This is a genomic window from Sinorhizobium fredii (assembly GCF_002944405.1).
In the GTDB taxonomy this organism is placed as follows: Bacteria; Pseudomonadota; Alphaproteobacteria; order Rhizobiales; family Rhizobiaceae; genus Sinorhizobium; species Sinorhizobium fredii_C.
The window spans coordinates 1,284,095-1,296,231 of sequence record NZ_CP024307.1; the positions used below are offsets into that span (position 1 = coordinate 1,284,095).

Below are 12,137 nucleotides of genomic sequence, written 5' to 3' on the forward strand. Positions count from 1 at the left end.
GTCTACTCCAACGACACGGGCGATCCATGACGTCCCCTTCTACCCCCCACGAGATTGAAGCGCAGCCAGAACCGGCCGAGATCGGGTGGCGGCCATTCCTGAGGCGCAATCAACGTTATCTTTCCGCCTTGGGCATCCTCCTGATGATCGCGCTCTTCGGGGTGGCGATTTTTCACCTCACTGCCGAAGTGCAGTATGAGGATGTGGTGGCGGCACTGGCAGGCACGAGCTGGAGCGCGGTGGCAACCGCCATTCTGCTCACTGGTCTGAGCTTTCTTGCGCTTACCTTCTACGACGTCGGCGCACTCGACTACGTCAAACGCAAGCTCCCCTATGTCGACGTCGCTCTGACGGCATCCTGTGCCTATGCTGTGGGCAACACCGCGGGCTTCGGACCGTTGAGCGGCGGCGCGATCCGGTACCGTTCCTATTCCCGTCTCGGCCTGGAGCCCGATGAAATCGGCCGGGTCATTGCCTTCGTCACGCTCACCTTCGGCCTCGGCCTTGCCGCCGTCGCCTGCCTCAGCCTGCTCGCCGTTGCCGAATATGTTGCGCCGCTGATGGGGATCGAGCCGTTCTGGCTGCGGGCAATCGCCATGCTCGTGCTTGCCGCCATGCTCGCGGTCATGGTGGCGGCGCGGAGCGGTCATGAGGTGAGCATCGGCCGCGTCACCCTGCGCCTGCCGGATACCAGGACCTCGTCGCGTCAGTTTCTGGTAACGGCGCTTGATCTCGCTGCCTCCGCTACGGTGCTCTACGTGCTGCTGCCGTCGGGCACGATCGGCTGGCCGGCATTCCTGGCGATCTATTCCGTCGCGGTCGGCCTCGGCGTGCTGAGCCACGTCCCGGCCGGGTTGGGGGTCTTCGAAACGGTGATCGTCGCGACCCTCGGCCGGGCCGCTGATGTCGATGCGGTCCTCGGCGCACTGGTCCTCTACCGTGTGATCTACCATGTGTTGCCGCTGCTGATCGCCATTTTTGTGATCATCGGCATGGAGCTCCGCCAGCTCGCTGGACATCCGGCCGCGTCCAGCCTGCGCCGCGCCGGCGGACGGATGACGCCGCTGCTGCTTGCGACACTCGCTCTCGTGCTCGCCCTGATGCTGGTTCTTTCGAGCGTCACGCCGACGCCGGACGAGAACCTGGCCTTCCTCGCCGACCATGTCTCCCTGCCGATCGTCGAAGGGGCGCATTTCCTGGCAAGCTTGCTGGGCCTGGCCCTGGTCATCGTCGCGCGCGGGCTGGCACTGCGGCTCGATGGCGCCTGGTGGGCATCGGTCGTCATCGCGCTCACCGCGCTTTTGCTCTCGCTCGTCAAGGCGGTGGCGCTCGTCGAAGCAGGCATGCTCGCCTTCTTCATCCTCGGCCTCCTCGCGAGCCGCCGGCTTTTCGTCCGTCCCGCTTCGCTGTTCGGGCAGGCGCTGACAGCCCCCTGGCTGATGGCGATGGGCGTCATCTGCCTCGGTGCGTATGTCGTTCTGCTCTTCGTCTATCGAAACGTCGATTACAGCCATGAGCTCTGGTGGCAGTTCGAGTTTTCGGCGGAGGCGCCGCGCGGCCTGCGCGCGCTGCTGGGCGTGACGATCGGCGCGACCGCCGTGGCGATCTGGAGCCTCATGCGGCCGGCCACCACGGCAGTGGCGCCCGCATCCGAGGAGGAGCTCGAGCGCGCCATCGCCATTCTCGACGCCCAGGACATGTCTGATGCCAACCTGGTGCGGATGGGCGACAAGAGCATCATGTTCTCGGCGGACGGCCGCGCCTTCATCATGTATGGCCGCTGGGCGCGCTCCTGGATCGCACTTTTCGACCCTGTCGGGCCCTTGGATGCCTGGCCGGACTTGATCTGGCAGTTCATGGAGACGGCGCGTTCCAACGGCTGCCGTGCCGTCTTCTATCAGGTCTCGCCCAAGGGCCTAGCTTACTACGCCGATGCGGGCTTGAGGGCCTTCCGCCTCGGCGAGCTCGCCGAGGTCGACCTTGCGCGCTTCGAGATGAAAGGCGGCAAATGGGCGAACCTGCGCCAGCAGGTGAGCCGCGGCCAGCGGGATGGGCTGGAATTTTCACTGGTGATGCCCGCCGATGTGCCGGCGATCCTGCCGGAACTTGCGCAGATATCCGATGCCTGGCTTGCGCACCACAGCGCCCGCGAGAAGGGCTTTTCGCTCGGCGCCTTCGATCCGGGTTATCTTGCGGAACAGCCGGTGGCGATCCTCAAATGCAATGGCCGCATCGTCGCCTTCGCGAACATCCTTGTGACCGGCACCAAGGAAGAGGGATCCGTGGATCTGATGCGCTTCTCGCCGGAGGCGCCCCGGGGCGCGATGGATTTCCTGTTCGCGCAGCTGATGGAATATCTGAAGGCGCAGGGCTATCGTCGGTTCAATCTCGGAATGGCGCCGCTTTCCGGCATGTCCTCTCGCCGGCTGGCCCCGGTTTGGGACCGTGCGGGACGGACCTTCTACGAGCACGGCGAACGCTATTACAACTTCAAGGGCCTGCGCGCCTTCAAGTCCAAGTTCCATCCGCATTGGCAGCCACGCTATCTGGTAGCGAGCGGCGGGCTCAACCCGATCCTGGCGCTGATGGACGCGACCTTCCTGATCGGCGGCGGCCTCAAGGGAGTGATAAGGAAATGACAGTCATGGGCAAAGTTCGGAAAGCCGCGATCCTCGCGGCCCTTGTCCTCGGGGCGGCCAACCTCTCGGCCGCGGCCGAGGACGCGCAGAAGTTCGACACAGGGATGATCCCGTCGCCGCATATCCTGTTCCCCAATCAAGAGGCGGCAGGACTCGTCGTGCTGCTTTCGGATGCCGGCGGATGGACGGCGAGGGAGGATACCGCGGCTCGTGCGCTTTCCGACGAAAACGCGATCGTCATCGGCATCGACCTGAAGGCCTATCTGGCGTCGCTCGCCAAGGACGACGGTGACTGCATTTATACGGTCTCCGACCTCGAATCCTTGAGCCAGCAGGTGCAGCGCGCGGCGGGCAGCGGCGCCTATCGCCCGCCTGTCATTGCCGGTGTCGGCGCCGGCGGCGCAATGGCGCTGGCGATCGCCGCGCAATCCCCCGCCGCGACGATCGGCAGGACGCTTGCAGTCGATCCAGAAGAAGGAATCGCTCTGACCAAGCAGCTCTGCACGCCGGCCGAGAAGAGCCGCAAGAACGACCGCATGGTGTACGGCTTGACCGACGGAGCCTTGCCCGACCCGGTATCCGTCACCTTTTCTCCGGCAGCGTCTGCGGCAGGTCGAGACCATGTCGCTGCGCTTGTCGAGAAGCATTCCGAAATCGAGACCCACGAGACGGACGACGAAGCCTATAAGGCGCTCTCCGACGCGCTGTCGGATTATCTAGGGGAGGATGACGAAGCGGATAATCCGTTCGGATTGCCGCTGACGGTCCTCGACGCCAAGCCGAGCCGCGATACGATGGCGGTGATCTATTCCGGCGATGGCGGCTGGCGCGATATCGACAGGGAGGTCGGCAATGTCCTGCAACAGCAGGGCGTTCCCGTCGTCGGCGTGGATTCGCTGCGCTATTTTTGGGCGGAGCGCCAGCCGCAGGAGAGCGCCAACGATCTTCAGCGGATCATCGACTACTATCGCAAGCGGTGGAATGTCCGAAACGTGCTCTTGATCGGCTACTCCTTCGGCGCCGATATCCTGCCGCGCATCTATAACCTGCTGCCGCCCGCAGAGCGGGCGCGCGTCCGCCAGGTGACGCTGATGGCGTTGTCGCATCAGGCGGACTTCAAGATCTCGGTCTTCGGTTGGCTCGGCGCGGAAGGGGCGGGCAGCGCGGGCGACCCGGTCGACGACATCAAGGCGATCGATCCGTCGCTGCTCCAGTGCTTCTACGGAACCGAGGAAGAGGACGATGCCTGCCCGGAACTGAAATCATCCGGCGCCGATGTTGTCGCTATCGAAGGGGGCCATCATTTCGACGAGGACTATCCGGCCCTGACGCGTCGCGTTCTCGACGGCCTAGACCGGCGGCTCGCTCAGGCGAAGTGAGCCGGCGCTTCCAATTGACCACCCCTCCACAATTGATCGGAAGGTGGGCGGTCTTGGCCGCACAAGATGAGACATTCGCTGGCCGCTGGGGTATGATTGGGTCGGCCTGGAATTCTGGCACCCGAGAGTGGCAGTACACGAAGACTGGGTGGTCACATGAACGATCCGACGGTGCACAGACGTTTGACGGCCATCCTCGCTGCAGACGTCGTGACGTACAGCCGCCTCATGGGCCAGGACGAGGCAGGCACTCACGCGGCATGGAAATCGCACCGCCGGGAACTGATCGACGCCAAGATAGCCGAGCATGAGGGTCGCATCGTGAAGCTCACGGGCGACGGATTCCTGGCGGAATTTCCAAGTGTTGTAAATGCTGTCACCTGCGCGGCCACGGTCCAGCGGGGTATGGTGGAACGCAATGCGGGTGTGCCGCAGCGCAGCCGGATAGAGCTTCGGATGGGCATCAACCTCGGGGACGTGATCGTCGAGGGCGATGACATATTCGGGGATGGCGTCAATGTGGCGGTTCGACTTGAAAGCATAGCGACGCCCGGCGGGATCGCGGTCTCTGCAGCCGTTCGAGATAACGTCGGCAATCGGCTCGATCTTCGATTCGAGGATATGGGCGAGCAGGCACTCAAGAACATCGACCGTCCGGTGCGCGCCTATGGCATTACCCTGGACTTTCCTACGGCTCTCCGAACGACCGGTTCGGATTCTAGCCAGCAAGATCCTTGGGAGATCGAAAAGCCGTCGATCGCGGTTCTACCTTTCAACAACATAAGCGGTGACCCAGAGCAGGAGTATTTCAGCGATGGGATCACCGAGGACATCATTACCGATTTGTCGAAAATATCCGGCCTGTTCGTCGTCGCCCGCAATACTGCCTATACATACAAGGGCAAACCGGTGAAGGTGCAGCAGGTGAGCCAGGATCTAAGGGTCAACTTTATCCTGGAGGGAAGCATCCGCAAGGCCGGGTCGCGTGTGCGCGTTACCGCGCAGCTCGTGGAGGGCAAGGGTGGTGGTCATGTATGGGCCGACCGCTACGACCGTGATCTCACCGACATATTCGCCCTGCAAGACGAGATCACCCATACCATCGTCGACCATCTGAAGGTCAAGCTGCTGCCAGAGGAGAAGAAAGTCATCGGTCGAGTCCCGACGGGGAATTTCGAGGCCTATGCGTATTACCTCAGGGGTCGGCATTTTCTGCACTGGCACTGCAAATCGCATTACGTGCTTGCGAAGCGCATGTTCGCAATGGCTGTCGAACTCGACCCGCTTTATGCGCGGGCCTATGCGGGAATCGCGGACTGCGATTCCTTCCTCTTCCTTCACTATAACGCCGATGTCTCGATTGACGGCATTCTGGCGACGAGCGCCAAGGCGCTGGACCTTGAGAGCGGCCTGGCAGAAGCGCATGCTTCACGTGGCCTCGCCCTCTCGCTTCGCGAGCGGCATTCGGAAGCGATGGCAGAGTTTGAGCAGGCGATCGCCCTCGATCCCAATCTTTTCGAAGCTTACTACTTTTATGCCCGTGCCTGCTTTACGCAGGGTAAGCTGGATGAAGCGGCCCGGCTTTTCCTGCGCGCCGCAGAACTCAAGCCGGATGATTACCAAGCCTTGCTTGTGCTCGTTAACATTCTCCGATCACTCGGGCGCGATCAGGAAATGAGGATGGCGGCACAGGAAGGTGTTGCGCGGGCCGAGCGTGAGCTCAGGCTGCGTCCGGAGAATGCGAGACCCGCCTATTTGGGAGCCTTGGGTCTCGCGGCGCTTGGAGACCACGACCGTGCTAAGGAATGGGCAGGACGCGCCTTGACCATCGATCCCGACGATCGTCTGGCGAAATACAACGTGGCCTGCTTTTACTCGCTCGAGGGTGAACATGACCGGGCAATCGATCTGCTCGTGGAGCTTCTCCCGCGCGCCACCCACGAAACAAAACGATGGGTGAAGTACGACTCGGACCTCGATCCCATCCGAGAACATGCGCGGTTCCCGAAGGTGCTTGAACTCCTCGGGTAAGAGACTTTGCCCTGTTTCAAAGCGCCGGAGAAATCAGCGCGCCAGAGGCATCGCCGACCGTGTGGCTGACGGCCCGCCCATCCTGCATCGTGACCTTGCCCTCGGCGACCTGTCGGAGCGCCAGCGGATAGGTCTTGTGCTCGACCGTCAGGACGCGCGCGGCGAGCGTCTGCGGTGTGTCGCCGGCAAGGATCGGGACGGCGGCCTGGGCGATAATCGGGCCGTCGTCCATGCCCTCGGTGACGAAATGCACCGTACAGCCGGCAAGCTTCATGCCCGCCTCGAGGGCGCGTTGATGCGTATGCAGCCCCGGGAAAAGCGGCAGCAGCGACGGATGGATGTTGAGGATCCGGCCTGCGTGGCGCTTTATGAAGGCGGCGGACAGCAGGCGCATATAGCCGGCAAGGCAGATGATGTCCGGCTGCAGCCGGTCGAGCTCGGCGAGGATCGCCGCTTCGTGATCTTCCTTGCTTTGGAAGTCCTTGCGCACGAACGAGGCTGTGGCGATGCCGAGCGCTGCCGCCTTGGCAAGGCCGCCGGCTTCCGCCTTGTCGGAAATGACGGCAATGATTTCGGCCGGAAAATCCGGTTCGGCCGCGGCTTTCGCCAGCGACAGCATGTTGGAGCCGCCGCCGGAGATGAAGACGACCACCTTTTTCTTCCTGGCCGGGGATAGACTCATAGGGCGAGGCTGCCCTTGTAGATCGTGCCGGCGGCACCCTCTTCGCGCGCCACCATGCGGCCGAGCGGGAAGACGGTTTCGCCTTCACCGGCAAGCACCGCCGCGACCCTGTCGGCTTCCGCTGCCGGAACGACGGCGATCATGCCGACACCGCAATTGAAGGTGCGCAGCATCTCATTGGCGGCGACGCCGCCTGTCTTGGCCAGCCAGGAGAAGACCGCCGGCGGCTTGACGGCGTCGAGGTCGATCTCGGCGGCGAGATGCTTGGGCAGCACGCGCGGAATGTTTTCCGGAAAGCCGCCGCCGGTGATGTGCGCCAGCGCCTTGATCGCGCCGGTCTCGCGGATTGCCTTCAGGAGCGGTTTCACATAGATGCGGGTCGGGGTCATCAGCCCTTCGGCAAGTGTGCCCTCGCCGAAGGGCGCCGGCGTGTCCCAGGAAAGGCCAGAGAGCGAGACGATCTTGCGGACCAGCGAATAGCCGTTCGAATGCACGCCGGAGGAGGCAAGGCCGAGGATGACGTCGCCTTCCGCAATGTCGCCCGCCGGCAGCAACTGCCCGCGCTCGGCCGCGCCGACGGCAAAACCGGCAAGATCGTAGTCGCCGCCGGAATACATGCCCGGCATTTCCGCCGTTTCGCCGCCGATCAGCGCGCAGCCCGCCTCGCGGCAGCCGGCGGCGATGCCGGCGACGATTGCCGCCCCCTGGTCGGGATCGAGCTTGCCGGTGGCGAAATAATCGAGGAAGAACAAGGGTTCGGCGCCCTGCACGACAAGGTCGTTGACGCACATGGCGACGAGGTCGATGCCGACCGTGTCGTGCTTGTCGGCGTCGATGGCGATCTTGAGCTTGGTGCCGACGCCGTCATTGGCGGCGACAAGGACCGGATCGGTGAAGCCGGCCGCCTTGAGATCGAAGAGGCCGCCGAAGCCGCCGATCTCGCCGTCGGCTCCGGGACGCCGGGTCGAGCGCACATGCGGCTTGATCTTTTCGACCATCAGATTGCCGGCATCGATATCCACACCCGCGTCGTTATAGGTGAGGCCGTTCTTTCCCGACTGGCTCATGCTCGTTCTCCAAGGCTCGTCGTATTTTGCGGATGCGATTGGCACGGTAAGCTAAGGAGTGCAAGCGGAGAGGCCGGGCCTTGCGGCCTTTTTTCACGTTTTTGCCTTCGCTCATCGCCTTCAGGCGCGAACGGAGCGGATTGAAGGCAGCCGGGCTTGACCTGCGCGCGCGCTGCACCCTATCTCGTCGGACGAAGATGCGGGCGCGCACCGTGCGACGATCGCGGGACGGGGACACCATGGGCAATCGGATCAGCGGTTTAGGACTTCAGCGCCAGATCTTCTTCTGGCTGCTCGTGCTCGCCGCCTTCATCGCTTTCCTGATGGTCTTCAGTTCCATCCTCCTGCCGTTCCTCGCCGGGATGGCGCTGGCCTATTTCCTCGACCCGGTCGCCGACCGGCTGCAACGCCTTGGCCTCAGCCGCCTGATGGCGACGATCGCCATTCTCGTCGCCTTCGTTCTTCTCTTTGCGCTGTCGCTGATCATCGTCATCCCGCTGATCTTCACCCAAGCGGCCGATTTCATCCAGAAGATGCCCGGCTATGTCGCCAGGCTTCAGGCCTTCGTGGCGGATACCACCCAGTCGACCCTCGTGCCGGACTGGCTCGAGGCGCAAATGGCGACGATCAAGGAGAATTCCGCCAAGCTTCTCGAGCAGGGGGCAGTCTTTCTCGGCACCCTGTTCCAGCAGCTCTGGAATTCAGGCATGGCGCTCCTGGATATCCTGTCGCTCTTCATCATCACACCGGTGGTCGCCTTCTATCTGTTGCTCGATTGGGACCACATGGTCGAGAAGGTGGATAGCTGGGTGCCGCGCGACCATGTCGACGTGGTGCGCCAGATCGCCCGCGACATGAACACGACGATCGCCGGCTTCGTTCGCGGCCAGGGCTCGTTATGCCTCATTCTCGGCCTTTACTATGCGGTTGGCCTGTCGCTTGTGGGCCTGAATTTCGGACTGCTGATCGGTTTTTTCGCCGGTATGATCAGCTTCATCCCCTATGTCGGCTCGCTGGTCGGCCTGGTTCTTGCCGTCGGCGTGGCGATCGTCCAGTTCTGGCCGGACTATCTCTGGATCCTGCTCGTCCTTGCCGTCTTCTTCACCGGCCAGTTCCTCGAAGGCAACGTTCTTCAGCCTAAGCTGGTCGGCAAGAGCGTTGGCCTCCATCCCGTCTGGCTGATGTTCGCGCTGCTTGCCTTCGGCGCGCTGTTCGGCTTCGTCGGCCTGCTCGTCGCGGTGCCGGCGGCTGCCGCGGTCGGAGTGCTTGTCCGTTTCGGCATCCAGCGATACCTTGATAGCGACCTCTATCATGGGCATAGGGCGGCCGCGAACCAGCAGTCGGAGGGCCAGGAGCCCAGCCGACCTATGCCGTCCTCCAGAGCAAAGCATGACAAGACGTCCTAACGAACAACTGCCGCTCGTCTTCGGCCACGACCCGTCAACCGGCCGGGAGGATCTGCTTGTCTCCGATCGCCTGAGCGCGGCCATTGCAATCGTGGATCATTGGCCGGATTGGCCGTCGCCGGTCGTCATCATCGCCGGTCCGGTCGGTTCCGGGAAGTCGCACCTCGCCAGCATCTGGCGAGAGGCGTCGGGTGCCGAACCGATCCATCCCGTTGCCGGTACGGACGCCGCCGACGTCGCCGCTTCGAAGCCGGTGCTTTTCGAGGATGTCGACCGAAAGGGTTTCGACGACACGGCGCTATTCCATGTCATCAACAGCGTCCGCCAGAACGGTACGGCGCTTCTGATGACCTCGCGGCTGTGGCCGATGTCCTGGCCGGTGACCCTTCCAGACCTCAAGTCGCGCCTCAAGGCCGCCACCGTTGTCGAGATCGGCGAACCGGACGACGAACTCCTGACGCAGGTGCTCTTCAAGCTTTTTGCCGATCGCCAGCTGCTCGTCGACGAGCGTTTCGTGGCCTATATAGTCAATCGGATGGAGCGCTCGCTAGAGGCTGCACAGACCCTTGTCGAGCGGATGGACCATCTGGCGCTTGCCCGCGGCACGCGGTTGACGCGGGCCCTTGCGGCGGAAGTCTTGGAAGAACTCGCAATTGCCCGCCGGCCCGATTGACTGTCACAGAACCGTCGTCAAAGTGGGATAGCTCGTTCATCCGGAGCAATGGGGTCTGATGGGAATGGATAACGCGACGTCTGCAATCACCGAAAACAGGGCGCCGGCGGAGCAAATTGACCTTCTGACGAGCCCCGAGCGTTTCATCAACCGCGAGTTCTCGTGGCTTCAATTCAACCGCCGGGTACTCGAGGAGACGCTGAACACCGCGCATCCGCTCCTGGAGCGCGTCCGCTTCCTGTCGATTTCAGCTGCCAACCTCGACGAATTCTTCATGGTCCGCGTCGCCGGCCTCGAGGGCCAGGTGCGATCGGGCGTTTCGTTGCGCAGCCCGGACGGCAAGACGCCGGCCGAACAACTCGACGAGATCCTGAAGGAGATCGACAATCTCCAGATGGAGCAGCAGGCATCGCTCGCAGTCCTCCAGCAATATCTCGCCAAGGAAGATATTCTGATCGTGCGTCCGGCTTCTCTTTCGGCGCAGGACAAGAGCTGGCTCGCCAATGAATTCGACCAGTCGATCTTCCCGGTCCTGACGCCGCTTTCGATCGACCCGGCGCACCCGTTCCCGTTCATTCCGAATCTCGGCTTCTCCATGGGCCTGCAACTCGTCAGTAAGACCGGCCGCGAGCCGATGACGGCGCTCCTGCGCCTGCCGGTGGCACTCGACCGGTTCGTCCGCCTGCCGGACGTCAAGAACGTCATCCGTTACATCACTCTCGAAGATGTCGTCGGCCTGTTCATCGACCGCCTGTTCCCGGGCTATGAGGTTCAGGGTTCGGGGACGTTCCGGATCATCCGCGACAGCGATATCGAAGTCGAGGAAGAGGCGGAAGATCTGGTCCGGCTGTTCGAGACGGCGTTGAAGCGCCGCCGCCGCGGGTCGGTGATCCGCATCGAAACCGATTCCGAAATGCCGGCGTCGCTGCGCCAGTTCGTCGTGCACGAACTCGGCGTTCCGGACAACCGCGTCGCCGTGCTGCCCGGGCTGCTGGCGCTCAACACGCTTTCCGAAATCACCAAGGCGCCGCGCGAGGACCTTCGTTTCGAGCCCTATAATCCACGGTTCCCGGAACGCGTCCGCGAGCACGGCGGCGACTGCCTCGCCGCGATCCGCGAGAAGGACATGGTGGTCCACCATCCTTACGAGTCCTTCGACGTCGTCGTGCAGTTCCTGCTGCAGGCGGCGCGCGATCCCGACGTGCTGGCGATCAAGCAGACGCTCTATCGTACCTCCAACGACAGCCCGATCGTGCGCGCGCTTATCGATGCCGCCGAGGCAGGCAAGTCGGTCACCGCGCTTGTCGAGCTCAAGGCCCGCTTCGACGAGGAGGCGAATATTCGCTGGGCACGCGACCTCGAGCGCGCCGGCGTCCAGGTGGTCTTCGGCTTCATCGAATTGAAGACCCACGCGAAGATGTCGATGGTCGTGCGGCGGGAAGAGGGCAAGCTCAGGACCTATTGCCATCTCGGCACGGGCAACTACCACCCGGTCACGGCGAAGATCTATACCGATCTTTCGTTCTTCACCTGCAATCCGGTGATCGCCCACGACATGGCGAACATCTTCAACTTCATCACCGGCTATGGCGAGCCGGAGGCGGGGATGAAGCTCGCGGTCTCGCCGCACACCATGCGCCCGCGGATCCTCAAGCACATCGAGGAGGAGATTGCGCACGCCGAAGCGGGTCGGCCGGCGGCGATCTGGATGAAGATGAACGCGCTCGTCGATCCGGAAATCATCGATGCTCTCTACCGGGCAAGCCGCGCAGGCGTAGAGATCGATCTCGTCGTTCGCGGCATCTGCTGCCTGAGGCCCCAGGTCCCCGGGCTTTCCGAAACCATCCGTGTCAAGTCCATCGTCGGCCGCTTCCTCGAGCATTCCCGGATCTTCTGCTTCGGCAACGGCCACGGCCTGCCTTCGGAAAATGCGCTTGTCTATATCGGTTCGGCGGATATGATGCCGCGCAACCTGGACCGGCGGGTCGAGACGCTCGTGCCTCTCATCAACCGGACTGTGCACGAACAGGTTCTTTCGCAGATCATGCTTGGCAATCTCATCGACAACCAGCAGAGCTACGAGATTCTTCCGGACGGCACCTCGCGCCGCATGGAAGTCGACAAGGACGCCGAGCCGTTCAACGCGCAGCATTATTTCATGACCAATCCCAGCCTTTCGGGCCGGGGTGAGGCTCTGAAGTCCAGTGCACCGAAGCTGATTGCCGGCTGGAATAGCGGTTGGCGCAAGTAAACTGGAATC

The 12,137-nt window shown here is 62.9% G+C and carries 8 protein-coding genes; 6 read left to right on the forward strand and 2 right to left on the reverse strand.

Annotated features, from left to right (window positions below; all coding sequences use genetic code 11):
- Nucleotides 1-26 precede the first annotated feature (26 nt).
- The 3 genes from mprF to NXT3_RS06220 all read left to right on the forward strand — a co-directional run bounded on the left by mprF (nucleotide 27) and on the right by NXT3_RS06220 (nucleotide 6,049).
- A complete protein-coding gene (gene mprF / locus NXT3_RS06210; RefSeq protein ID WP_104838968.1) occupies nucleotides 27-2,639 on the forward strand; it encodes a bifunctional lysylphosphatidylglycerol flippase/synthetase MprF in 2,613 nt (870 codons plus the stop codon).
- A complete protein-coding gene (locus NXT3_RS06215) occupies nucleotides 2,636-4,018 on the forward strand; it encodes a virulence factor family protein (RefSeq protein WP_104838969.1) in 1,383 nt (460 codons plus the stop codon). The genes mprF and NXT3_RS06215 overlap by 4 nt, the downstream gene beginning before the upstream one ends.
- A 156-nt stretch (nucleotides 4,019-4,174) precedes the next feature.
- Complete coding sequence (locus NXT3_RS06220) at nucleotides 4,175-6,049, forward strand: adenylate/guanylate cyclase domain-containing protein (RefSeq protein WP_097526485.1); 1,875 nt, start codon at nucleotides 4,175-4,177, stop codon at nucleotides 6,047-6,049.
- Between the two features lie 16 nt (nucleotides 6,050-6,065).
- Here NXT3_RS06220 and purN read toward each other — a convergent pair whose 3' ends face one another.
- Together purN and purM are read right to left on the reverse strand one after the other, a co-directional pair.
- A complete protein-coding gene (purN, locus tag NXT3_RS06225; protein ID WP_104838970.1) occupies nucleotides 6,066-6,731 on the reverse strand; it encodes a phosphoribosylglycinamide formyltransferase in 666 nt (221 codons plus the stop codon).
- Nucleotides 6,728-7,798 carry a phosphoribosylformylglycinamidine cyclo-ligase gene (purM, locus tag NXT3_RS06230; protein WP_097526483.1) on the reverse strand — a complete coding sequence of 357 codons (1,071 nt, stop codon included), beginning with the start codon at nucleotides 7,796-7,798 and terminating at the stop codon, nucleotides 6,728-6,730. Before purM ends, purN begins: the two co-directional genes overlap by 4 nt.
- A gap of 239 nt (nucleotides 7,799-8,037) precedes the next feature.
- Here purM and NXT3_RS06235 point away from each other — a divergent pair, with 239 nt between their 5' ends.
- The 3 genes from NXT3_RS06235 to NXT3_RS06245 all read left to right on the forward strand — a co-directional run bounded on the left by NXT3_RS06235 (nucleotide 8,038) and on the right by NXT3_RS06245 (nucleotide 12,128).
- The gene (locus NXT3_RS06235; protein ID WP_097526482.1) at nucleotides 8,038-9,204 is read left to right on the forward strand and encodes an AI-2E family transporter; all 1,167 of its coding nucleotides are present in this window, start codon (nucleotides 8,038-8,040) and stop codon (nucleotides 9,202-9,204) included.
- Complete coding sequence (gene hdaA, locus NXT3_RS06240) at nucleotides 9,188-9,877, forward strand: DnaA regulatory inactivator HdaA (RefSeq protein WP_037413926.1); 690 nt, start codon at nucleotides 9,188-9,190, stop codon at nucleotides 9,875-9,877. The genes NXT3_RS06235 and hdaA overlap by 17 nt, the downstream gene beginning before the upstream one ends.
- A gap of 64 nt (nucleotides 9,878-9,941) precedes the next feature.
- Nucleotides 9,942-12,128 carry an RNA degradosome polyphosphate kinase gene (locus NXT3_RS06245; RefSeq protein WP_086022722.1) on the forward strand — a complete coding sequence of 729 codons (2,187 nt, stop codon included), beginning with the start codon at nucleotides 9,942-9,944 and terminating at the stop codon, nucleotides 12,126-12,128.
- The last annotated feature ends 9 nt before the right edge of the window (nucleotides 12,129-12,137 follow it).